The 21,419-nt window shown below is 63.8% G+C and carries 24 protein-coding genes; 13 read left to right on the top strand and 11 right to left on the bottom strand.

Annotation, left to right across the window (positions count from 1 at the left end):
* Positions 1-692, bottom strand: a 692-nt coding sequence (locus VIM95_RS20410) for an FAD:protein FMN transferase (protein WP_331989410.1), incomplete at its 3' end; no start/stop codon positions are given.
* Positions 693-825: 133 nt separating this feature from the next.
* On the opposite strand from VIM95_RS20410, the gene VIM95_RS20405 reads away from it, so the two are divergent.
* Entirely contained in the window at positions 826-1,764 is a 939-nt protein-coding gene (locus tag VIM95_RS20405) for a DUF4198 domain-containing protein (protein WP_331989408.1), read from the top strand.
* Positions 1,765-1,836: 72 nt separating this feature from the next.
* Here VIM95_RS20405 and VIM95_RS20400 read toward each other — a convergent pair whose 3' ends face one another.
* From VIM95_RS20400 to VIM95_RS20385, 4 genes are all read right to left on the bottom strand, one after another.
* Positions 1,837-3,036: a multidrug effflux MFS transporter gene (locus tag VIM95_RS20400; protein WP_331989406.1), complete on the bottom strand. Its 1,200-nt coding sequence runs from the start codon at positions 3,034-3,036 to the stop codon at positions 1,837-1,839.
* A 108-nt stretch (positions 3,037-3,144) separates the two neighbouring features.
* A complete protein-coding gene (locus VIM95_RS20395) occupies positions 3,145-3,597 on the bottom strand; it encodes a nuclear transport factor 2 family protein (protein WP_331989404.1) in 453 nt (150 codons plus the stop codon).
* Positions 3,598-3,615: 18 nt separating this feature from the next.
* Positions 3,616-4,266 (bottom strand): NAD(P)-dependent oxidoreductase, encoded by a 651-nt coding sequence (locus tag VIM95_RS20390; RefSeq protein ID WP_331989402.1) that lies wholly within the window; start codon positions 4,264-4,266, stop codon positions 3,616-3,618.
* Between the two features lie 25 nt (positions 4,267-4,291).
* The gene (locus VIM95_RS20385) at positions 4,292-4,921 is read right to left on the bottom strand and encodes a DsbA family protein (RefSeq protein ID WP_331989400.1); all 630 of its coding nucleotides are present in this window, start codon (positions 4,919-4,921) and stop codon (positions 4,292-4,294) included.
* Positions 4,922-5,024: 103 nt separating this feature from the next.
* On the opposite strand from VIM95_RS20385, the gene VIM95_RS20380 reads away from it, so the two are divergent.
* The 9 genes from VIM95_RS20380 to VIM95_RS20345 all read left to right on the top strand — a co-directional run bounded on the left by VIM95_RS20380 (position 5,025) and on the right by VIM95_RS20345 (position 13,994).
* Positions 5,025-5,936, top strand: coding sequence for a LysR family transcriptional regulator (locus VIM95_RS20380; RefSeq protein WP_331989398.1), 912 nt, complete (start codon positions 5,025-5,027; stop codon positions 5,934-5,936).
* A gap of 168 nt (positions 5,937-6,104) precedes the next feature.
* Entirely contained in the window at positions 6,105-6,806 is a 702-nt protein-coding gene (locus VIM95_RS20375; protein ID WP_331989396.1) for a hypothetical protein, read from the top strand.
* 622 nt (positions 6,807-7,428) lie between these two features.
* Positions 7,429-8,748: an L-lactate MFS transporter gene (locus VIM95_RS20370; RefSeq protein ID WP_331989412.1), complete on the top strand. Its 1,320-nt coding sequence runs from the start codon at positions 7,429-7,431 to the stop codon at positions 8,746-8,748.
* A gap of 3 nt (positions 8,749-8,751) precedes the next feature.
* Positions 8,752-8,856: an MFS transporter small subunit gene (locus VIM95_RS23430; RefSeq protein ID WP_414648557.1), complete on the top strand. Its 105-nt coding sequence runs from the start codon at positions 8,752-8,754 to the stop codon at positions 8,854-8,856.
* 171 nt (positions 8,857-9,027) lie between these two features.
* Complete coding sequence (locus VIM95_RS20365) at positions 9,028-11,304, top strand: FdhF/YdeP family oxidoreductase (RefSeq protein WP_331989394.1); 2,277 nt, start codon at positions 9,028-9,030, stop codon at positions 11,302-11,304.
* Positions 11,305-11,513: 209 nt separating this feature from the next.
* Complete coding sequence (locus VIM95_RS20360; protein ID WP_331989392.1) at positions 11,514-11,747, top strand: hypothetical protein; 234 nt, start codon at positions 11,514-11,516, stop codon at positions 11,745-11,747.
* Positions 11,732-12,532 carry a formate dehydrogenase accessory sulfurtransferase FdhD gene (gene fdhD / locus VIM95_RS20355; RefSeq protein ID WP_331989390.1) on the top strand — a complete coding sequence of 267 codons (801 nt, stop codon included), beginning with the start codon at positions 11,732-11,734 and terminating at the stop codon, positions 12,530-12,532. Before VIM95_RS20360 ends, fdhD begins: the two co-directional genes overlap by 16 nt.
* Entirely contained in the window at positions 12,529-13,104 is a 576-nt protein-coding gene (mobA, locus tag VIM95_RS20350; protein WP_331989388.1) for a molybdenum cofactor guanylyltransferase MobA, read from the top strand. Before fdhD ends, mobA begins: the two co-directional genes overlap by 4 nt.
* An 89-nt stretch (positions 13,105-13,193) precedes the next feature.
* Complete coding sequence (locus tag VIM95_RS20345; protein WP_331989386.1) at positions 13,194-13,994, top strand: dienelactone hydrolase family protein; 801 nt, start codon at positions 13,194-13,196, stop codon at positions 13,992-13,994.
* 92 nt (positions 13,995-14,086) lie between these two features.
* On the opposite strand, the gene VIM95_RS20340 is transcribed toward VIM95_RS20345, so the two are convergent.
* The 3 genes from VIM95_RS20340 to VIM95_RS20330 form a co-directional block, all read right to left on the bottom strand.
* A complete protein-coding gene (locus VIM95_RS20340) occupies positions 14,087-14,467 on the bottom strand; it encodes an Ohr subfamily peroxiredoxin (protein ID WP_331989384.1) in 381 nt (126 codons plus the stop codon).
* A gap of 230 nt (positions 14,468-14,697) precedes the next feature.
* Positions 14,698-14,886 (bottom strand): hypothetical protein, encoded by a 189-nt coding sequence (locus tag VIM95_RS20335; protein ID WP_331989382.1) that lies wholly within the window; start codon positions 14,884-14,886, stop codon positions 14,698-14,700.
* Positions 14,887-14,950: 64 nt separating this feature from the next.
* Entirely contained in the window at positions 14,951-15,385 is a 435-nt protein-coding gene (locus tag VIM95_RS20330; RefSeq protein ID WP_331989380.1) for a MarR family transcriptional regulator, read from the bottom strand.
* Positions 15,386-15,554: 169 nt separating this feature from the next.
* Between VIM95_RS20330 and gorA the strand changes: the two genes are divergently transcribed.
* Positions 15,555-16,919: a glutathione-disulfide reductase gene (gorA, locus tag VIM95_RS20325; protein ID WP_331989378.1), complete on the top strand. Its 1,365-nt coding sequence runs from the start codon at positions 15,555-15,557 to the stop codon at positions 16,917-16,919.
* On the opposite strand, the gene VIM95_RS20320 is transcribed toward gorA, so the two are convergent.
* Both VIM95_RS20320 and VIM95_RS20315 read right to left on the bottom strand, forming a co-directional pair.
* A complete protein-coding gene (locus tag VIM95_RS20320) occupies positions 16,903-17,994 on the bottom strand; it encodes a DUF418 domain-containing protein (protein ID WP_331989376.1) in 1,092 nt (363 codons plus the stop codon). The genes gorA and VIM95_RS20320 overlap by 17 nt on opposite strands.
* A gap of 76 nt (positions 17,995-18,070) precedes the next feature.
* Positions 18,071-18,838: a class I SAM-dependent methyltransferase gene (locus VIM95_RS20315; protein WP_331989374.1), complete on the bottom strand. Its 768-nt coding sequence runs from the start codon at positions 18,836-18,838 to the stop codon at positions 18,071-18,073.
* A gap of 107 nt (positions 18,839-18,945) precedes the next feature.
* On the opposite strand from VIM95_RS20315, the gene VIM95_RS20310 reads away from it, so the two are divergent.
* Complete coding sequence (locus VIM95_RS20310) at positions 18,946-19,701, top strand: helix-turn-helix transcriptional regulator (protein WP_331989372.1); 756 nt, start codon at positions 18,946-18,948, stop codon at positions 19,699-19,701.
* A gap of 103 nt (positions 19,702-19,804) precedes the next feature.
* Complete coding sequence (locus VIM95_RS20305; protein WP_331989370.1) at positions 19,805-20,284, top strand: hypothetical protein; 480 nt, start codon at positions 19,805-19,807, stop codon at positions 20,282-20,284.
* Here VIM95_RS20305 and VIM95_RS20300 read toward each other — a convergent pair.
* The gene (locus VIM95_RS20300; protein WP_331989368.1) at positions 20,272-20,922 is read right to left on the bottom strand and encodes a class I SAM-dependent methyltransferase; all 651 of its coding nucleotides are present in this window, start codon (positions 20,920-20,922) and stop codon (positions 20,272-20,274) included. The genes VIM95_RS20305 and VIM95_RS20300 overlap by 13 nt on opposite strands.
* Positions 20,923-21,419: the final 497 nt, after the last annotated feature.

Genomic DNA, 21,419 nt, shown 5'->3' with positions numbered 1-21,419 from the left:
CGGCCCCAGCTGCGCATATCACCGCCGATATCCAGCAAGAGGCCGTCGAGGCCGGCCACCTGGCGGCGGGCGGCCTGCATGGCCTGGTCGATGATGTAACCCTTGGCCAGCGCGTCCATGGCGAACTCGACGGCCTCGGGGCGGCGTACGGTGCGGGTGGCGGGGTCGAGCACCACGGTGGCGGCGGCCGCTTCGGCGGCTTCACGCTGCAGGGTGGCGAGGTCGAGCTGGCCCGTGGCGGCGGCGCGTTGCCAACTGGCCAGGGCTCGACCCAGGCGGCCACTGAAGGCACCGGCGGTGGCCTCTCGCCAGGCTTCGCAGGCGGCGACCACGTTGAAGAGGTCAGCCGAGACCTGCATCTCGCTGCAGCGGTTGAGTGCGGCCAGTTCGCTGTCGGGGCGGTAACTACTCAGCACCTGGTCCAGGCGGGCGATCTCGGCCCGGACCACGGCCAGCGCTTCCTGGGCGGTGGCTTCGTCGTGGCTGACGGCGACCAGATCCATGGAGGTACCCAGCACATGGTCGGCGTGGAAGCGCCAACTGGCGGCTTCGGCCGGCTGGCGAGCGGCGCTGGCGGGGGCATCGGCCAACGGCACGGCCCCGGCCGCTGCGGCCAGTGGGGTCAAGAGTCCGGCGGCTGCCAGCAGTCTTGCGCCCAGGGTCAGCCGGTAGTGCCAGTTGGTGTGCCGCATATCTTTTCTCCTGCGTGTTAGGTGCGCCGCCGGCGCGAATCAGACTTCGTTCAGCCAGCGATTGTCTTGCAAATGAGAATTCCTTTCAATATCATCTTTGCGTTATTTTCTTCATTGAGAAGCGGACAAGGCGATGAAACCTGCGGGCAAGCACTTCAAGCAAACGACGGTCGTAGCCGGTGTACTGGCGGCCATGCTGGCGCCCTGTGTGCTGGCCCACGGCGGCCCCTATCTGCTGCCCACGCAATTTGCCATCACCCGCGACTATGTGAGCGTGCAGGGCGCCATCGGCAACGAGGTGTTCTTTATCCCGCAGAGCCCGATCCGCAATGGCAGCTTCTATGCGATCAGCCCGGCGGGTGTGCGCAGCAAGCTCGATGGCGTGACCACGCTCAAGGACTATGTGGCGATCGAAGCGCCGACTGTGGAAAAGGGTACCTACCGGCTGACCACCGGTGACGATCTTTCCCGCACCACCAGGTTCGCCCTGGTCGAAGGCAGCTGGCGCATGGTGCGCGCGGCCAATGCCGGCGGCCCAGGCAGCCAAGCGCGCCCGGCCCAGCCGCAGGGCGAGCAGCGCCCGCAGGCTGCACAGGCCGCAGGTGGCGCCACGGCTACGCCGCCACAGCGCCCGCGCTTTATCGAGGAATCGGCCCTGACCCCGGATATGCAGGTGGTGGAAGTGAAGACGGTGAACAAGGCCGAGACCTATGTCACCAAGGGCAAGCCCAACGACGGCGCGACCAAGATCAGCGGCCAGGGCTTCGAGCTGCGCCCCATCACCCACCCCAACGACATCTATGTGGACCAGGGCTTCGAGTTCGAACTGCTGGAAGACGGCAAGCCGCTGCCCAATGTGGCGGTGGAGATTGCCCGCGCTGGCAACTTCTACGATGAGAAGAAGGAGTACGCCGAACTGCAGACCGACGCCCAGGGCCGTGGCAAGGTGAAGTTCGACGCGCCGGGTGCCTATATCCTGCTGACCAACTATCCGGCGCCATCGCGTGACCGCGCTGCTGCGCCGGCGCCGCGCAGCTATAGCTACAGCCTGACTTTTGAGGTCATGCGCTGAAATGAGCCGCTAGGTAGGTCAAAGAAAAAGCCCCGATCGAAAGACCGGGGCTCTTTGTTTGGACCATGGTGTTCAGGCGGGTTTGATCTGGCCAACCAGCAACCGGTGCACCAGCAAGGCGCCCAGGCCAAAGCAGGCCATGGCGGCAGCCAGTGGCAGGGCAGTGTCGTTGCGCCAACTGGCCATGGCAATGCCGGCCACGGTGGCGAGGCCGAACTGCATGGCACCCATCAAGGCCGAAGCGCTGCCGGCGCGCTGGCCGTGGCCGGCCAGGGCAGCGGCCGAGCCGTTGGGGGAGATGAAGCCCAGGCTGCCGACGAAGATGAACAGCCCCAGCAGCAGGAGCGGAAGCGGCGGTTGGCCGGTTAGGCTGATCAGCAGTAGGGCAAGGCCGGCACCGGCCGGCAGCCATAGTGCGCGGCGCAGCAAGGTGGTGAGCGCGTGCTTGCCGAGCAGGCGGGCATTGATCTGGCTGGCGGCGATCAGGCCTAGGGCATTGCTGCCGAACACCCAGCCATAGTGCTGAGGGGCGATACCGTATTGCTGGATCAGCACCAATGGGGAGCCGGCGATATAGGCGAACATGCCAGCCTGGGCGAGGCCAGTGGCCAGGGTGTAGCCCAGAAAGCCGCGTTCACGCAGCAGCTCGCCATAGCCGCGCAAGACCTTGCCAAACGCCAGCGGCTCGGCGTGACGGGTGTCGTGGGTCTCGCTGAGGCCGAAGTGGATGGCGACAAGGCAGCAGATGCCGAAGCCGGCCTGTACCGCAAAGATGGCGTGCCAGTCTGCCACCGTGAGGATCCAGCCGCCCAGCAGTGGAGCGAGGATGGGGGCGAGGCCCATGACCAGCATGAGGAGCGAGAAGGCACGGGCTGCCTCGCGCGGTTCGCAGCGGTCACGCACCACGGCTCGCGCCAGCACCATGCCGGCGCAGCCACCCAGGCCCTGGGCAAAGCGTAAGAGCGCAAGCTGTTCGATGCTGCCGGCAAACAAACAGCCCAGGGAGCCCAAGACATACAGTGCCAGGCCGGCATAGAGCGGCGGCTTACGGCCAACACGATCGCTGACCGGGCCGTAGACTAGCTGGCCCAGCGCCAGACCGATAAAGAAGGCCGCTAGGGTGACCTGGGCACCACGACCCAGCGCCGCTTCGATGGCTGGAAAACTCGGCAGATACATATCGATGGAGAGCGGCGCAATGCCGATCAGGGCGCCGAGCATAAGCAGCCAGCTTTGGGGCAGGCCAGTGCGTGGGGTTGCGGTATCGGTCATGAAAACTCGTGTTCAGGTAGGCGCGGACGCCATGAAAAGCACCCACCCCGCCGAAGCGGGGTGGTATAGCCGGGTATTTTAGCGCACCGAGCCGGTACGCCAGCTCCCTCAAAACATGGTGTTGGGGTTGGCCGCCTGGGCCGGGATGTCCTGGATGACGTCCCAGTGCTCGACGATCTTGCCCTGTTCCAGCCGGAAGATATCGACAATGGCGCTGCCACGCTCACCCGGCTTGCGTACCGCCTCGATATGCAGGATCACATAATCGCCATCGGCAAAGGCGCGCTTGATGGTGCTGTGCGACTCGGGCATCTCTTTCTTCAAGTACTGGATGAACTGCTTGAAGCCTTCGGCACCGTCAGCTGCGTGCGGGTTGTGCTGCTTGTAGTAGGGGCCGAAGTAGCGCGCAGCTGCTTCGCCATCCTTCTGGTTCAGGCCCTTCTCGTAGAAGGCCAGTACGGTGGCCTTGTTGGCCTCTTCCTGCGGGGTATTGGCGGCCCAGGCGCTGGCCATGCAGGTCGCAAGGGTGGCAAGGATCAGGCTGCTCAGTCTTGCTTTCATCGCTATCTCTCTTTGTTATCAGGCGGTCTGTGCTGCGGCGGTAAAGCGGCGGCGGCTGTGGCGCGGGGTTTCGGCTTCGTCGAGGATGGCGACGGCCAGGTCGGCGGTGGAAATGCCGGCCGGTTTGTCACTGTCGAACAGGACCTCGTCGGCACCCAGACGATATAGCCCGCTACGTTCGCCCGGTGCCAGGAAAACCGGCGGCGAGACAAAGGTCCAGTCCAGTACCGCCTCTGCCTGGATGCGGCGCAGGGCTTCGCGGGCGGCGAGGGCGCCCTGCTTCCACTCATTGGGGAAGTCGGGGGTATCGACCAGTTGCAGGCCGGGGGCGATATAGAGGCTGCCGGCACCGCCCACGGTGATGAAGCGGGCCACGCCGGCGGCCTTCACGCCAGCGACGATGGCGGCCTGGCCGTCGAGGAAGCGGTCGTGGATGTCGGCAAGGCCCCAGCCCGGATTGAAGGCGCTGATGACGATATCGCTACCGGCGACGGCACGGGCAACCTGCTCGGCATCGTAGACATCGGCCTGGGTGACGGTCAGGCCGGCTTGGGCCGGCAGCTTGGTGGTATTGCGGGCCAGTGCGGTCACTTGGTGGCCGCGTTGCAGGGCCTCGGCGAGCAGGGCGCTGCCGACAAAGCCGGTGGCGCCGATCAAGGCGATCTTCATGATGTGTTCCTTTGCGGTTGGCGGGTCAATGAGTCAGGCGGCGAAGGGCGTCGAGCAGGGCTGCCGGGTCGTACAGCAGGCGGCCGTCGATAGGTTGCGAGGCATCACCCAGCCGTACCAGCAGCGATGGCACACCGCGCAAGCCGTGTTGCCGCATCAAGCCTTGGGCGGCCTCGCGCTCGGCCAACTGGGCCGGTGCAGGGCCTTGCGCCAGGGCGGCGTCGAAAGTGGCCTGGTCGATACCAAAGCTGGCCGCCAAGGCGCTAAGCGCGGTGGGCGAGTGCTGCAGGCCATTCACATAGCGCAGCTTCTGTATGGCATGCAGGATGGCCAGGCCTTGGCGTGGCTTTTCAGTGGCGATCAGTTGCCAGGCCAGGGTGGCGGCACTGGAATCGAATGGGGTGGCCAGATCGTCCAACACCTGTTCGCGATAGGCAGTGCTGAAGGGTTGGCCGGTCAGGGCGGCGATGCGTTGATCGTTCTGCCAGAAATAGTCGGCGCTTTCACGGCTCATGGGCTCGGGGTGGGCAAACAGGGCGGTGGGCAGGAGCTGCCAGTCGGGCGCCAGTTCGGCGTCGACCGCTGCCAGGGCGGGATGGGCGCCGTAGCACCAGCCGCACAGCGGGTCGAACAAGAGGGTAAGTTGCAAGGGCATGGGATGGATCCGTTTCATTGATGACGCCCATCTTGCCGTTGATGATTGATCCGATAAACAGCGAAACGCATAATTGATCGTTCTCAAATCAAGAACGATGCTCATGAAACAGATCGATCTGAACCGGCTGGCGGCCTTTGTCGCCGTGGTGGAAGCGGGCGGCTTTACGGCCGCGGCGGAGCGGCTGGGGCAGGCCAAGTCCCAGGTCAGTCTGCAGGTGGGCCGGCTGGAAGCCGAACTGGGGGTGTCGCTGTTTACTCGCAGTACTCGGCGGGTGACGGTGACCGAAGCAGGTGAACGCTTGCATGCCGAGACGGCGCCCTTGCTCATGGGCCTGCAAGAGGCGGTGGCGCGGCTGGGCGAAGGGGGGCGCCTGGAAGGCCGGCTGCGGCTGACCGCGGGCCTGGCCTACAGCGATGTGGTGCTGGGCCCCTTGCTGGCCCGTTTTGCCGCCCTGCATCCGGCACTGGATATCGAGCTTGTGGCCAGCGACAACGCCATGGACCTCTTGGCCGAGGGCCTGGACCTGGGCATACGTGGCGGGGTGCTGCGCGACTCGGGGCTCAAGGCGGTACGGCTGGGTGGTTTTGCGCAGGTAGCCGTGGCCAGCCCAGCGTTGTTGAACCAGATAGGGCTGCCGGCCACGCCGGCGGCACTCAATGGCCAGCCTTGGGTGGCGTTGACGGTATTGCCGGCACCACTGACCTGGCAGTTCAGCCGGGCTGGCTCGCAAGAGCAGGAGACCATACGCGGCCGTGCCGCCATGCGGGTGAACAGCGCCAGCGTGGTACGCGAGTGCGCCAAGGCGGGCCTGGGGGTTGCGGTGCTGCCGGACTATATGATCGCGGCCGACCTGGCCCAAGGCAGCCTGGTCCAGCTCTTGCCCGATTGGCAATTACCCAAGGCGGGCACCTATGCGGTCTACCCGGCGGCGCGCTATCTGCCGACCAAGGTGCGGACCCTGATCGAATTCCTCCAGGCGCATCTGCCGGCCCATCCCGAGCTGCCGGGCTGACGTAAATACAACGCCTGGACAAAGCCTGGACGTTGCATATCCGCCGGCGTGTCGTGCGCGGCAGAGTATTCAGTACAATCGTACCGAATATATAGCGTGGTCATCTGGTGGATGGGGCTGCTGTAAACGCCAGACCGCGAGATAACGATAATCAAGGCAGGGAGTGATATGCGGCCCGGTTCCGCCCGAGTGCTGGCGTGCCCGCATTGCCAGGCATGGCAGCGCTGCCAGGCGCTCGACTTTTCCTATCGGCAGCAGGTAGAGGTCTGGTCCGACCTGCGGGTAGTGCATGCCTTCTGGCATACGCCGGCTGAGGTAGTGGCCTGCGGCGCTTGCGGCAGCCTTTTCCGCAAGGCGGATGCTGAGCGGGTGGGTCGTTTGCCTTCCAGCGTGGATGAGCTCGACTTTCGCATGAAAGACGGCTGGCGGCTCCTACCGCGTTTTGGCAAGGCGCGCGAGCTGGCGCTGCTGGAGCGTTACTTGGCCGTGCCGACCATATTGCCGCTGGACCTTGCGGCGGTTGAGGCGGCACTGCGGCTCAGCCATGCCGGCCACCCCGAGGACGAAATCGACCTGCGGCTGCAGCTCTGGCGCCTGCACAACGACACCCGTCGCCGCCACCAGGGTGCCAGCTGGCGCCGGCTGGAGGGGGACTTCCATGACAACCTGGGCCGCCTGCTAAGCCTTCTGGCCACCGGCGATGAATTCCTCGATCTTCTGGCGGCCGAGATCTACCGCGAGCTGGGCCAATTCCCCGCGGCCTTGCAGCGGCTGGCCCGGGTGCAGACCCTATACGGCCACGAGAAGGTCGCCCTGATGAACTGGTCGCTCGCAGCCCGCCGCGAGCTACTTATCTATGCGCGTGGCTAGGGCCTGTCGGTAGTTAAACGCGACGGGTCAAAGTGCCGTGCAGGCCCTCCGGGGAATCTTGCCGGCGCTCGTCAGTGGAATGGGGGGCATCGACTGCCATCGGATGCCTCAGTGCAGGGCCTCCTTCCCTCACTGTCTTAATCGTGCCTGAAAGGCTGGATTCGGGCGCTTTGCGCAAATGCATTTTGCATAGTCATATGTCATTGATCATTCAGGATCAAGGCCATGCGGCTGCAGGCCAGCTTGAACAAGGCTTGGGCAGTTTTTCGCCATGTTGCGCGGCAACATGGACGCGGTCTGCTGCGGCCGAAATATAAATTGTTACTAATGCCGCAAATGCCTCTGGCATGGTAGCGACCGTCATCGCTTTCGGTTAGCCTGTTGCGGTCATATCTCCATGACCCAGGGAATAGAAAGCAAGAAAGACTGCCTGCGCTGTTTCATCGTAATTCGGCCTGGTTATCACAGGTTTCTTCAGACAGATCAAACGCTTGTCGTGAATGAAACTGTCGTGCCGAACCGGCTGTTACGTAGAAACCGAGCTATTGGTGGTCCCTTGCTGCGTGCAATCCTCCACAAACCGGTCGTTACGTACAAAAAAGAGGGCAACTAGATGAGTCTGCTGCAATCGCTGGACAAAAGTCACAGCATCGCCGACGCGAATTTCAACCGCTGGCTGATACCGCCAGCGGCACTCGCCATCCACCTGTGTATCGGGCAGGCCTATGCCTTCTCGGTGTTCAATTCACCGCTGAACAAAGCCTATGGCTGGAGCATCCCTGACCTCGGCTGGATCTTCTCGCTGGCCATCGTCTTCCTTGGACTGTCGGCGGCCTTTGGCGGCAAGTGGCTGGAACGGGTTGGCCCACGTGCCACCATGTTCACCGCAGCCCTGTGCTTCGGCGGTGGCTTCCTGATCTCGGCGCTGGGCATCCACCTGCAACAGTTGTGGCTCCTGTACCTGGGCTACGGCGTGGTTGGTGGCATCGGCCTGGGTCTGGGCTATGTGTCGCCGGTCTCGACCCTGATCAAGTGGTTCCCCGATCGTCGCGGCATGGCAACCGGCATGGCCATCATGGGCTTCGGCGGCGGTGCCATGATCGGCGCTCCGCTGGCTGTGATGCTGATGGAACACTTCAAGACCGACAGCTCCGCCGGTATTACCGAGACCTTCGTGGTCATGGGCGTGGTCTACACCTTCTCCATGCTGCTTGGTGCCTTCACCGTGCGCCTGCCTGCCCCGGGCTGGAAGCCTGAGGGCTATGTCGAGAAGGTCAGTGCCGACAAGCTGTCCGGCGCTTCCTTTGTGGACGTGGATGCTGCCCACAAGACCCCGCAGTTCTGGCTGCTGTGGATCGTGTTGTGCATGAACGTGACCGCCGGTATCGGTGTGCTCGGCCAAGCCTCGCTGATGATCCAGGAAATCTTCAAGGATTCGGTTACCGCCGCTATGGCGGCCGGCTTCGTCGGCCTGTTGTCGCTGTTCAATATGGGTGGCCGTTTCTTCTGGTCCTCGGTGTCGGACAAGATCGGCCGCAAGGCAACCTACCTGGTGTTCTTCCTGCTGGGCGCCGTCCTGTACGCCTCGATCCCCTCGGCTGGCTCGGCTGGCAGCAAGGGCTTCTTCGTGGTCCTGTACGCTGTGATCCTGTCGATGTACGGCGGCGGTTTTGCCACCATTCCGGCTTATCTGTCGGACAAGTTCGGTACCCGCTATGTCGGCGCCATCCATGGTCGTCTCTTGACCGCCTGGTCGGTGGCTGGCGTGCTGGGTCCCATCATCGTGAACTACATGCGTGAGTTCCAGATCGCCCAGGGTGTGGCCAAGGCTCAGGCCTACAACACCACCATGTACGTCATGGCCGGCCTCCTGGTGATCGGCCTGATCGCCAATATGTTCGTCAAGCCGGTTGATGAACGCTTTGTAACCAAGGAGGCCTAAGCCATGAATGCAAAGACCAAGGGTTTGATCCTGTGGCTGTACGTTTCCCTGCCGCTGGCTTGGGGCGTGTTCCAGACCATCAAGAAGACGCTGGCGCTGTTCAGTTGATCTGACGGTTGAAGAGACCCGCCGGACCTTCGTCTGGCGGGTCTTTTGCTACCCGGCGCCGGCAACGGCGCATGGACGTAGCCGGCGATCCAAGGAGCGGAGGCTCACGATAGTTGCCTGGTCGAAGTAGCGCCCAGGCAACTGCCGTGAGTTGCCAATCAGGGAGACGTAATGAGCAAGCAGGCAATCAAGTTCTATAACCGACCGGCCGGTGGCTGGGGTGCGCTACGCAGCGTGTTCAAGCATATCCACGAGCAGGGCATTGTCACCCGCGGGGCCAGTACCCTGCTGCGTGCCAACCAGCCGGATGGCTTTGATTGCCCGGGTTGCGCCTGGCCGGACAAGAACCACCACTCCACCTTCGAGTTCTGCGAGAACGGTGCCAAGGCCGTGGCCGCCGAGGCGACCGAGCGCCGGGTGACCCGCGCGCTGTTCGAGAGCCATACCGTGCCGCAACTGGCTGCACATGACGACTACTGGCTGGAGGGGCAGGGCCGCCTGACCGAACCCATGCGCTACGACGCGGCCACTGACCGCTACGTGCCGGCAAGCTGGGACGAGTCCTTTGCGCTGATTGCCCGCCATCTGCAATCGCTCGCCCACCCTGACGAAGCGCTGTTCTATACCTCGGGCCGTACCTCCAACGAGGCGGCCTTCCTGTACCAGCTGTTTATCCGCGAGTTCGGCACCAACAACCTGCCCGACTGCTCGAATATGTGCCATGAGCCTTCCGGCACGGCCATGAAGGAGCAGATCGGTATCGGCAAGGGTACGGTCACGCTCGATGATTTCGAGCATGCCGACGCGATCTTCATCTTTGGCCAAAACCCCGGCACCAATCACCCGCGCATGCTGGGTACGCTGCGTGAGGCGGCCAAGCGCGGTTGCCGCATCGTGGTCTTCAACCCCTTGCGTGAGCGTGGGCTGGAGCGCTTTGCCGACCCGCAGAGCCCGGTGGATATGCTGTCCAGCCAAGGCTCGCAGATCGCCTCCAGCTACTACCAGGTCCGCATAGGCGGTGACCTGGCGGTGGCCAAGGGCATGGCCAAGGCTGTGCTGGAGGCAGGCGATGTGGACGAGGCCTTCATCGAGGCCCACACCGATGGCTATGCCAGCTACAAGGCCGAGCTCCTGGCCGAACGCTGGGAGACCATCGTCGAGGAATCCGGCCTCAGCGAGGAGCAGATTCGTGCCGCTGCGGCGATCTATATCCAGAGCAAGGCGTCGATCTGCACGTGGGGCATGGGCATCACCCAGCACAAGCATTCGGTGGCGACCATCCAGAGCATCGTCAATCTGCTGTTGCTCAAGGGCAATATCGGCAAGCCTGGCGCCGGCGCCTGCCCGGTGCGTGGCCACTCCAATGTGCAGGGTGACCGCACCATGGGCATCTACGAGAAGCCCAGCCCGGTCTTTCTGGAAAAGCTGGGCAAGGCCTTCGACTTCACCCCGCCGGCCAAGCACGGCCACGATGTGGTTGGGGCCATCGAGGCCATGCTGGCGGGCGAAGGCAAGGTGTTTATCGGCATGGGCGGCAACTTCGCCGTGGCGACACCGGATGCCGACCGCACCAAGCTGGCGCTGCAGCAGTGCCAGCTGACGGTGCACGTTACCACCAAGCTCAACCGCTCCCATCTGGTGCACGGCAAGGATGCGCTCATCCTGCCTTGCCTGGGGCGTACCGAGATCGATATCCAGGCGCAGGGCGCCCAGGGTGTGACGGTCGAGGATTCGATGAGCATGGTGCATATCTCGGCTGGCATGAACCCGCCGGCATCCGAGCACCTTCTGTCCGAACCGGCCATCATCGCCCGCATGGCGGTGGCGGCCTTGCCGCAGAGCAAGACGCCCTGGCTATGGCTGATCGAGGACTACGACCGCATCCGCGACAAGATCGCCGAGGTGGTGGACGGCTTTGTCGACTTCAACCGTCGGGTGCATGTGCCGGGTGGCTTCTATCTGGGCAACTCGGCGCGCGAGCGCAACTGGCAGACCAGTACCGGCAAGGCGCGCTTCTTTGCCCACGCGGTGCCGACCGATCTGCCGATCAAGGCCATGCGTGCCCAGCATGGCGAGCAGCCGGTCTTCAACCTGATGACCATACGCAGCCACGACCAGTACAACACCACGATCTATGGCCTGGATGACCGCTACCGCGGCGTGTTCGGCCATCGCCGGGTGTGCTTTATCAACAAGGCCGACCTGGCCCGCTTGGGCATGCAGGCCGGCCAGTGGGTGGACATGACCTCGGTCTGGCACGACGGTGAGCGCGAGGCCAAGCGCTTCTTGCTGGTGGAGTACGATATTCCCGAGGGTTGCCTCGCCAGCTACTACCCGGAGACCAACGGCCTGGTGCCACTCAGCAGCATGGCTGACCGGGCGCGCACGCCGGCCTCCAAGTCGGTGCCCGTGTTGCTTTCCCTGAGTGCGGAGCAGGTGGCTGCATAGTGAGGTTCTGCGAGCGGTGGCAATCAAATGCTGCTGCTCGCGCCCGTGGATCCCCGCAAGGAGGAGGCCCCTAACGGTGGCTACGACTTCGCTCGCCCGGGTGCTATACGGCATAGTAGACCCAACGATTTTCCATTGATTGATCTTGGGCCCCCGCGGCCCCCCGCCCTCGCCGCCGCGAGGATGTGGGTTTTTCAGAGGCGCCATACTTGGAAGAGTTGCTTGTCGCCATCATGGCCCAGCTGTGCGAGAAGGACGGCATGTCGGACAACCAGATCGACAAGAAGCTGGGCATAGGCATGAGCCAGCTCAACCGCGCGCTGGTATTGCTGGGTGACCATACCGCGCTAGGCGGCATGGGCCTGGTGACGGTGCGCCAGGACGGCAAGCGCCGCACCTTGTGGCTGACCGAGCAGGGACGGGCGCTATGTCAGGCGCAGTAAAGCTGCCGGGCAGTGCGCCGGTCCAAGCGGTGCGTATTGTGGCCAGCCGGCCTGCAGCGAGCGCCGAGGTGGTGGCCGAAGAGGTGCCGGTGGCGCTGGTCTACAACGGCATCTCGCACGCCGTGATGATGGCCACACCGCTGGACCTGGAAGACTTCGCGCTGGGTTTCTCGCTCAGCGAGGGCATCATCGCCCGGCCGGGCGAATTGCTCGACTGTGAAGTGGGCGAGCTGGCGGATGGTGTGACGGTGGAGCTCACCATTACCGAGGCGCGCTTTCAGGCGCTCAAGGAACGACGCCGTAGCCTGACTGGCCGCACCGGTTGCGGCCTGTGTGGGCAGGACACGCTGGAGCAGGCCATCCGCCCGCTGGCGCCGCTGGGCAAGGTTGTGCCCGTGGCAGCGTCCGAGGTCAGCCAAGCAATGCGACAACTGGCTGCACAGCAGCCCCTGAACGCGGCCACCGGCGCGGTGCATGCTGCTGGCTGGTGGCGCAGTGGGAAGATGCTGGTGCGCGAGGATGTGGGGCGCCACAACGCCCTAGATAAATTGATCGGAGCCACGGCCCGTGAGGCTGAGCGCGATGGTCTCCTGGTGATCAGTTCACGCGCGTCGTATGAGATGGTGCACAAGGCGGCCAGCGCCGGCTTTGGTGTGCTGGCTGCCGTCTCTGCCCCCACCGCCTTGGCGGTGCGGCTGGCGGAGCAGGCGGGCCTGTGCCTGATCGGTTATGCGCGCGAGGACAGGATGACGGTCTACAGCCATCCGGAGCATTTGTTGCCATGAGCCTGCCGGTCGACGCGGTCATCCTTTGCGGTGGGCGAGGCAGCCGCATGCAGGGGCAGGACAAAGGTTTGGTGCCACTGGCTGGGGTGCCCTTGTACCAGCATGTGCTGGCAGCCTTGCCACGCGAGCAGCTCGGCCGGATCTTCCTCTCCGCCAATCGCAATCTCTCGACCTATGCCGCCAGTGGCCTGCGGGTGCTGGAGGATGTGCGGCCAGGCTATCTGGGCCCGATGGCGGGCATTGAAGCCGCGCTATTGCATAGCCAGGCGGATTGGTTGCTGGTCGTGCCCTGCGATATGCCGCGCTTGCCGGAGGGCTTGTTGGCTGGGCTATGGCAGGCCCGCGATGGTGTTCCGGTGGTTCGCGTACACGACGACGAGGGCCGCCACCCCTTGCTCTGCCTGATACGGCGTAGCGTGTTGCCCGGCTTGCAGGCCGCGCTGGCTGCGGGACACCTGGCAGTGGGGCGCTGGCAGGACGAGATGGGGGCGCGCGAAGTACGCTTCGCCGGGCATTGGGCCAATTGCAATACACTGGAACAGCTGGCTGGGCAGAGCAGTCCAGATGCATAGACAAGCGCTCATGCGTGCATGACGCTATATACCGGCGCAGAGGCATGCCACAATCAAGTGGATAAGTCCGTCGTTATATGCCCAGTCTCATGAGCTTGCCGTTTTCCTTTTTCGCCGCTGTTCGCTACCTGGCCATGCCATTGTTGCTGGCGTCGGGCGGCGCCTGGGCCGCGGTTGCGCCACAGCAGTTGACCATCCCGACCAGCGAGCGGCCGGTAACGGTAGCGCTGTACGCCGCTGCGGGTGAAGTGCCTCGCCCAGCCATGCTGATCTTGCCTGGGCGACAGGGACTACAGGCTTTCCCCGAGGCTTACCAGCAATACGCCAGCAATATGGCCGAGCATGGTATCGACGCCTATCTGGTCAACTACTACAGCGACACCGACGAGGCGGCGGTAGCGCTGGCCGGGCGCTTTGACTACAACACCCGCTTTCGGGCCTGGACCAATCTGGTCGGCGAGGTGGGGGCCTATATCGCCGGCCAGAAGCAGTCCACCGGCCGGGTAGGTCTCCTGGGCTTTTCGCAGGGTGGCAAGCTGGCCCTCGCAAGTGCGGCACAGTTCCCCAAGCTGGGCCCGGTGGTGATCATCGGCTCCCGTATGCCGGCGCCGGCCATGTTGCGGGGCGAGATCACCCGTCTGCCACCGGTGCTGGTGCTGCACGGTGAGTCCGATGCCGTGGTTCCGCTGAGTGAGGGGCGCAACATCGTCGACAAGGCCAATGAGCTGGGAGCTGGCGGCAAGTTGGTCATCTACCCACGCGTAGGTCATGGCTTTGGCTTTGACAGCGAAGGCGAGTTCTATCACGACGCCCGTAAGCGGGTACTGGCCTTTCTGCGCCAACAACTGATGCAGAGCGGGCCGCGACCACACTTTAATGGTCGCGAGTAACCCGGCCTGGCGGTCCCGCCAAAAAAAACCGGCCACCGTTGCCGGCAGCCGGAAATAGACAACAGGAGAGGGAACGGCCTGCCTTGCAGGCGCTAGAGCAGCACGGTGCGGACGGCGACCTTGCCGGGGGCAACTTCGTGATAGGGGCAGGCCAGGTGGGCCTCGCCGATCAAAGCCGCTGCGACTTCGCGATCAAGCCCAGGCAGGCTGATGCTGAGTTCAACATCCAGCGCTGGGCTGGCGCTGTTCTGGTCCAGCACCACATCGGCCGTGATCGAGGATTCGGCCGGGATCAACGCCGGTACTTCGGCGGCGACCGACTTGAGCGCCTTCATAAAGCAATTGGTGTAGCCGGCGGCGAACAGCTGTTCCAGGCTGACGGCATCGGAGCCGGGCTGCTGCAGGGCGAGCACATCGGTCAGCGTGCCTTCATGGCTGCGTTGCTGGCTATCGAGTACGGTATTGGCATACATGGCTTGGCTCCTTGCCGCCGGGGCGGCCTTCATACGGTTTGCTGGCCACGCAGGGCGAAAAGTTAGTGTGGTAACTTTCCCGGCCAACCAGTCTGTTTGGCAACGCTCTGCGAGACCGATGTCGCACCAAGTCTTTGTTCCTGCGCGATCATCATGTCGTTAATATAATTAATGCGATAATAATTAGCAAGCTAATTAAATGCCGCTTGTCGGCGGATGACCGCTACCGTTCAGGCCATATCGAAGACCACCACCCGGCGAGTCTTGGCCGAGTTCGGTTGGGTCTTGCTTGCATTGGCGGCAGGAGAGGGCAGGGAGAGTGTGCGTTCGCCGGCTTCCTGGCCCAGGGCCGGGCGATGGGGCTGCGGCATCAGCTCGGCATAGGCGGGACGGCCTGGGGCGAGGAAAGACTTGGGCATGACGCACTCCTTGTGACTCGGAAGGGGAGGCAGTCCCGCCGTGGTGGGCGGGACCGTATGATGTTCAGCGCGATAGCTTGGTACGCAGGTCCACCAGGCTATGCAGCAGGCTGGCGATTTCGGTATCGCAGCTGGCGCACGCGTCCTTGATCGACTGGTTGACCTGGTAGGCCTCGGCCTTGAGGGCCTTGCCGGCTTCGGTCAGGGTCAGGATCAGGCTGCGTTGGTCGTTGGGGTCTCGGGTACGGTTAAGGTAGCCTTCGGACTCAAGCCGTTGCACCACCGGGGTGATGGAGCCGGAGTCCTGCTGCAGCTTTTCTGCGAGGTCCTTGATGCCCAGGCCTTCCTTCTCCCATAGCACCACCATGACCAGATATTGTGGGTAGGTCAGGTTCAGCTGTTCGAGCATGGGCTTGTAGAGCTGGGTCAGCTTCAACGAGGTGGAGTACAGCGCGAAGCAAAGGTGCTGATCCAGCTTTGGGGGGCACGGCGAGTTCATGATGTTGTTCCTCCGATCATTCGTGTATTTAGCATATCAATAGTTAGCGCGCGATGCAAATGACTGGCAAACTATATGCCGTGGCAACGGACAAGCGGTGCCATTTGCCCACCGGCACCCGCGTGCCGGCCGGGCAAAGGCTATGGTAAGGGATACATTGCAAGGAGGAATGATGGGCTACGATCTGGACCTGTTCGTTATCGGCGCCGGCTCAGGCGGCGTGCGGGCTGCCCGTTTCGCGGCGGGATTCGGGGCCAAGGTGGCGGTGGCAGAGAGCCGCTACCTGGGCGGGACCTGCGTCAACGTCGGCTGCGTACCCAAGAAACTGCTGGTCTACGCGGCGCGTTTTCGTGACGACTTTGCCGATGCCGCGGGGTTTGGCTGGCGACTGGGCGAGGCCGAGTTCGACTGGGAGAGCCTGATTGCCAATAAGGACAAGGAAATCCATCGCCTGAATGGCATCTATCGCCAGTTGTTGAACGACAGCGGCGTGACGGTGGTCGACGGCCATGCCCGTCTGCTTGATGCCCACACGGTCGAAGTGGCAGGCCACCGCTACACGGCCGAGCATATATTGATCGCTACCGGTGGCTGGCCGGTCCTGCCGGATATACCCGGCAAGGAGTATGCGATCAGCTCCAACGAGGCCTTTTTTCTGCCCGAGCTGCCGCGGCGTGTACTGGTGGTGGGCGGTGGCTATATCGCGGTCGAGTTCGCTTCCATCTTTCATGGCCTGGGCGCCGAAACCCGGTTGCTCTACCGCCGCGACCTGTTCCTCAAGGGCTTTGACCTTGGCGTACGCGAGCATGTGCGCGACGAGCTGGGTAAACGTGGCCTGGCGCTGGAGTTCAAGGTGGAGATCCGCCAGATCGCCAAGCAGGCGGATGGCAGCCTGCTGGCGACCTTGTCGGACGGTCGCCAGCTTGAGACCGACTGCGTGTTCTTTGCCACTGGCCGCAAGCCCATGATCGAGGGCTTGGGTCTGGAGCACACCGAGGTCAGGCTGGACGATCAGGGCTATATCGAGGTCGATGCAGACTTTCGGACCGCGGAGCCTTCCATCTTTGCCATCGGCGATGTGATAGGCCGGGTCCAGCTCACGCCCATGGCCTTGGCCGAAGGCATGGCGGTGGCGCGGCAGCTTTACCGCCCCGAGCAATACCAACGGCTGGACTACGAGCATATTCCGACGGCGGTGTTCTGCCTGCCCAATATCGCCACCGTGGGCCTGAGCGAACAGGAGGCCAAGGCACGTGGCCACCGCCTGCACCTGTATGAGGCCAGGCTCCGGCCCATGAAGATGACCCTGGCCGGCCGGGACGAGCGCATGTTGTTCAAACTGGTGGTGGATGCGGACAGTGACCGTGTGCTGGGTTGCCACCTGGTGGGGCCTGATGCTGGCGAGATCATCCAGGGCATGGCCATCGCCCTGCGCATGGGCGCTACCAAGGCGCAGTTCGACCGTACCATTGGCATACACCCGACTGCGGCTGAGGAGTTCGTTACCCTGCGGACGGTCAGCCGCGAGGCTTGAGGCGCGGTACTGCAGCCGGCTCGCTCAGCCAGCGTAGCAGCCACTCCAGCGGCCCCAGCTTGAAACGCAGCCGCCATAGGTGGGCGAAGAATACGGCCGTCACGCAGAACAGCAAGGCGCTGCCGACGGCAAAAGAGAGGGGCTGCCGTTCCAGGAGACCGATTGCATCGAGCACGCCCATACCGACCACCACGTGCGCCACATACAAGGTCAGCGCCAGCTGGCCGGTGTGTACCAGCGGCTGCAGCCAGGCGGCGTTACGGTAACGTTCGGTGATGGCCAGGCAGGCGGCGATGATGACGCAGGCACTGCTGCCGGCCGCCAGCATATAGAGCGGCAGCGGCGGCATGGGCTGGGTTGCGGCCCAGAGCCCGCCCGACAGCGGGCGCAGCAAAACGGCCAAGCCTTCCGCCAGCAGACTGCCGGCCAGACCTAGCAATAGCAGGCGGCGCCGGGCGGCCGTGGTCTGTAGTTCCAGCCGGCCGACCACAATGCCTGCCAACAAAAAGGCAGCCCATGGCAGGACTGGGTGAAAGCCGTTGTAGAACAGGTTGCGAACAAAGCCCTCGGCGGTCCACAGATCGGCGTAGCCCAGTGTCTGCCAGTTCCAGGCGGTGTCGTAGCGCAAGGTCAGGAAGAGGCCGGCAAAGCCGGCGACCAGCAAGGCGGCCATGGTTAGCAGGGCGGCGCTGGACCAGCCCAGGAGGAGGGTGCCCAGGGCGATATAGACGCCGTAGTAGTGCAGGATGTCGGCCGGCCAGATAGGCAGATAGCAAAGGCCCAGGACAAAAAGGCAGAGCGCCCGCCGCAGCAATTGCTGGCGCCTTTGTGCAAAGACGGCAGGATCTGCTCCCAGTTGTGTACTGCGCACCAGTAAGGAGAGGCCTATGCCCGCCAGCATCACGAAGAGGGCGGAGGCGCGACCGTCGACCAGGTTGAAGAGGCGCCAGCCGCCTTCTGTACCCTCATGGCTGCTGTGCATGACGGTCTTGAAGTTGACGATCACCATCCCGACGATGGCGAGCGCTCGGGCCAGGTCGAAACCGAGGATACGGGCGGAAGCAGGGACTTGCATACGGGCTCGCTTGCATGGACAAGTCCTGCACTCTAGAAGCGGATCTGTGGCTGCACCAGCCTGTCTTCAGCTGACCTTAAGTCGGGTGCCGCACTGCCGTGATCCAGCTGGTGTCGATACGGAAGCTGCCATCGGGCTCGATCGCGTAATAGTCGCTCGCCTCGCGCGACAGGGCAGCCATGACCTCGCGTAGCGCCGCGATGCGGGGGGCCGGTGTGGCGATGCGGGCGACCCAGCTGTCGAACTGTAGCGAGATCTTCCAGCAGTCCTGCTCGGCCGTGACAAAACCCGCCCGCACCAGCATGGCCTGCCATTCGGCTTGCCGGTAGTTGCGCACATGCGAGGCGTCGCGCAGCAGCTCCAGCGTCTGCAGCGCCGTATCGAGCAGGGGCTGGGCTGGTGCGGTGACATCGATCACCACCAGGCGGCCGTCCGGGCGCAGTACGCGTGCGCATTCGCGCAGGGCCTGCTCCACGTCCGCCCAATGGTGGGCGGAATAGCGGGTGACGATCAGGTCGAAGCTGGCGTCGGCATAGGGCAGGGCCTCGGCCGGACCCTGCCGGGTCTGGATCTGGCTGAGTCCGCGCCGCTGGGCCTCTGCAGCCACCACCGCCAGCATTTCGGGAGCGAGGTCATAGCTGTGTATCTCGCGAGCATCGCCCTGCGCCAAGGCGAAGCTGGCGTGGCCGGCACCGCAACCCAGGTCCAGCACCCTGCCTGGGCGCTGCTCGGCGCTCAGGCGGCTGAGCCTGGCCAGGTCCTCGCCCTGGGCATGGACCTGGCTATGCAGGTATTGCGCGGCAGAATGGCCGAATTGCTGTGCGGCGAGGTGCTGCTGGTCCATGGCGAGGCTCCGTTGTGGTGGGGGAGTTGCCATGCTAGAAAGCGCTTTATCCTGGAACAAGACCATTATTTATCCTGGTATATGGTACTACCAGCCAAGGAGAGGCCGTGAGCGAGCAGGACCTGGGGCTGTTTATCCGTAAGCAAAGAGAGCGGCTGAGCCCGGCAGCGCTGGGGCTACGCAGCGTGGGTCGACGACGTACACCGGGCTTGCGGCGTGAGGAATTGGCCCTGCTTTGCGGGGTCAGCCCGACCTGGATCACCTGGCTGGAACAGGGCAGGCCGGTACGGGCCTCCGAGGCCACCTTGCTGCGGCTGGCGGAAGTACTGCGCTTGAGCGAGGCCGAGCGGCACTACCTGTTTAGCCTTGCCGGCCGCCTGGCGCCCGATGGCGTGGCGGCGGAGAACGGTGCCGAGGCGGTGCTACGCTCGGTAGCCCAGATAAGCTGTGCGGCCTATGTGCTCGACAGGCTATGGAATGTGCTGGCCAGCAACGAGGCCGCCCGCTTGCTGCTTGGCGACTGGCTGGCGCAACCGGCCCCCAATCTCCTGCACTACACTTTTCTCGACCCTGCCGCCTTGCGGTTGATTGATGACTGGCCGGGCCGGGCGCGCCGCCTGGTGGCCGAATTCCGTGCCGATTGCGGCCGCCACCTGGATGAGGCGACGGTTCAGTCGCAGGTCCGGTCGCTGGCGGCCCAGAGCCCGGCCTTCGCCCGCTACTGGCAGGATCAGGAGGTGCTGCCGCGCGAGGGAGGCGAGCGTTGCTTCCACGGGCCACATGGTCGCATCGTGCTGCAGCAGACCACCTTCCAGGCGGCGCTACGGCCGGACCTCAAACTGGTACTCCTGATGCCCGCCTGAATGACCGACAAAGGGCAGGGTTTTATCCTCCAGATGGGTGATGAAAGCCGGCCAGGGAAAGGCTAAGCTGGCGCGGCAAAATCAAAATATATTGGAGTGAGGAATGGCGCTGCTGGACGCGACACAGACATCGCAGGTCGATATCACGGTCTCGTATTGTGGCAATCCGGACGATGTACGGGCGGGTGATTCGACCGCCTACACGGTCAGCTACAGGGCCGGTTTTGTGCCGGGCAAGACCTTGGAGTACTACATGCAGTGTGCAGTCGACCAGTATGGCCGGCACCTGCAGTACCAGAATGCCACCGACTCCGGCGCCTTGCGCCGCCCCATGGTGGGCAGCATCAGTATCGATGCACCCTATCCGGGCGCGGGCACCTATGTGGCCCCGCCGCCGCCGCGCTGGGCCGAAATGCTGCCACTCACCCAACTGCCGAGTGATTGCCCGCCGTTCTGGTACTTTCTGGCACCCGAGACCGAAATCACCCGGCCGACCTTTGCGACCTGCCTGGACTACACCGGCCTGGTACTCACACCCGGGCGGGTGTTCTGGATGTTGGGCTACCCCGGCTACCTGGATTGATCGCCTTGCGGCGGTGTTGCCCGCCGCCATACGCTGGCCAGCCAGGGCTGCTGCTCACGGGGCAGGCCCTGCGGCCGGTAGTAGTGTTCCAGCTCAGCAAACCCCGCGGCCTCCATATAGCGCCGCCACGCCGCGAGATCGTGGTAGCTGCCGTAGCGTTCGCCATTCCAGCCTTCCTCATTCTGCCCACGCGGGTTGGATGCGAACAGCACGCCACCGGGTTTGAGCGTGGCGTGCAGCTGTGCCAGCACCTGCGGCAGCGCCGCCCGCGGCACATGGAACAAGGACGCATTGGCGTAGACACCGTCGAAACGCCCTGCGGGCAGATCCAACGCCAGGAAGTCCTGCTGCCAGACTTCGCAGCCACTATGGTCGCGCGCCATCTCGGCGAAACGCGTGGCGCCTTCCAGCCCCACCGCGATATAGCCCAGCTCACAGAAGGTCTTGAGATCCCGCCCTGGTCCACAGCCAAAATCGAGAATCTGAAACGGCGCCACTCCCTCGATATGCCGCAGCAAGGCAGCAATATTCTGGCTGACGTCATGGTCACGCGTCCCCAACCAAAACTCCTCCGCCCGCGCCTCGTAATGGGCAAGCGTGGTCTGGCTGATCTGGTTGAGCGGGTCGGACTTAGGCATGACGAAATTGTACCTGTAGCGCTGACTTGAGAAGGAACAACGAGAACCGCTTTCGGTGAGCTGCCGCCCACGAGCGTAGCGAGGTCCCCCGCCGGCGGGCGGGGGCGGAGGGGGCAGGGAAGCGAATAGCGTAAGCCGCTGTATCAGATCGCGCAGCCGATAAGCGCACGGGTCCCCCGGGCGCCCTCGCTGCACGTGGCTATCGCACGTCGTTATTCAACTAAAAAGGCTTACCCAATTATTAAGTGTTGGTTAGCAAGCAATTAGCGATCCCCTAGCCAGCCTGGCTGCACACTGTGCTCACTCCCCCGGCGCGTGTTGCCGACGGAGCCGGAGAACACCATGCCAGCCAACGACCGTCGCTACGATATCTACGCCCTGATCCACAAAGGTCTGCGCGCCTACCTCAGCCATGTGCTGCTGGAGGTGGGCCGTACCGATTGGTCTTGTGCCGCCAATCGTGGCAGCAGCCTGCAATCGGTGCGGGAGCTGCTGGA

Source organism: Chitinimonas sp., from assembly GCF_036568685.1.
Classification (GTDB): domain Bacteria; phylum Pseudomonadota; class Gammaproteobacteria; order Burkholderiales; family Chitinimonadaceae; genus Chitinimonas.
This window is presented reverse-complemented; position numbering and strand designations above follow the sequence as displayed.

Coding starts and splice junctions, on each gene's coding strand:
- VIM95_RS20405 (WP_331989408.1), top strand. CDS start 826: ATGAAACCTGCGGGCAAGCACTTCAAGCAAACGACGGTCGTAGCCGGT.
- VIM95_RS20400 (WP_331989406.1), bottom strand. CDS start 3,036: ATGACCGATACCGCAACCCCACGCACTGGCCTGCCCCAAAGCTGGCTG.
- VIM95_RS20395 (WP_331989404.1), bottom strand. CDS start 3,597: ATGAAAGCAAGACTGAGCAGCCTGATCCTTGCCACCCTTGCGACCTGC.
- VIM95_RS20390 (WP_331989402.1), bottom strand. CDS start 4,266: ATGAAGATCGCCTTGATCGGCGCCACCGGCTTTGTCGGCAGCGCCCTG.
- VIM95_RS20385 (WP_331989400.1), bottom strand. CDS start 4,921: ATGCCCTTGCAACTTACCCTCTTGTTCGACCCGCTGTGCGGCTGGTGC.
- VIM95_RS20380 (WP_331989398.1), top strand. CDS start 5,025: ATGAAACAGATCGATCTGAACCGGCTGGCGGCCTTTGTCGCCGTGGTG.
- VIM95_RS20375 (WP_331989396.1), top strand. CDS start 6,105: ATGCGGCCCGGTTCCGCCCGAGTGCTGGCGTGCCCGCATTGCCAGGCA.
- VIM95_RS23430 (WP_414648557.1), top strand. CDS start 8,752: ATGAATGCAAAGACCAAGGGTTTGATCCTGTGGCTGTACGTTTCCCTG.
- VIM95_RS20365 (WP_331989394.1), top strand. CDS start 9,028: ATGAGCAAGCAGGCAATCAAGTTCTATAACCGACCGGCCGGTGGCTGG.
- fdhD (WP_331989390.1), top strand. CDS start 11,732: ATGTCAGGCGCAGTAAAGCTGCCGGGCAGTGCGCCGGTCCAAGCGGTG.
- mobA (WP_331989388.1), top strand. CDS start 12,529: ATGAGCCTGCCGGTCGACGCGGTCATCCTTTGCGGTGGGCGAGGCAGC.
- VIM95_RS20345 (WP_331989386.1), top strand. CDS start 13,194: ATGAGCTTGCCGTTTTCCTTTTTCGCCGCTGTTCGCTACCTGGCCATG.
- VIM95_RS20340 (WP_331989384.1), bottom strand. CDS start 14,467: ATGTATGCCAATACCGTACTCGATAGCCAGCAACGCAGCCATGAAGGC.
- VIM95_RS20335 (WP_331989382.1), bottom strand. CDS start 14,886: ATGCCCAAGTCTTTCCTCGCCCCAGGCCGTCCCGCCTATGCCGAGCTG.
- VIM95_RS20330 (WP_331989380.1), bottom strand. CDS start 15,385: ATGAACTCGCCGTGCCCCCCAAAGCTGGATCAGCACCTTTGCTTCGCG.
- gorA (WP_331989378.1), top strand. CDS start 15,555: ATGATGGGCTACGATCTGGACCTGTTCGTTATCGGCGCCGGCTCAGGC.
- VIM95_RS20320 (WP_331989376.1), bottom strand. CDS start 17,994: ATGCAAGTCCCTGCTTCCGCCCGTATCCTCGGTTTCGACCTGGCCCGA.
- VIM95_RS20315 (WP_331989374.1), bottom strand. CDS start 18,838: ATGGACCAGCAGCACCTCGCCGCACAGCAATTCGGCCATTCTGCCGCG.
- VIM95_RS20305 (WP_331989370.1), top strand. CDS start 19,805: ATGGCGCTGCTGGACGCGACACAGACATCGCAGGTCGATATCACGGTC.
- VIM95_RS20300 (WP_331989368.1), bottom strand. CDS start 20,922: ATGCCTAAGTCCGACCCGCTCAACCAGATCAGCCAGACCACGCTTGCC.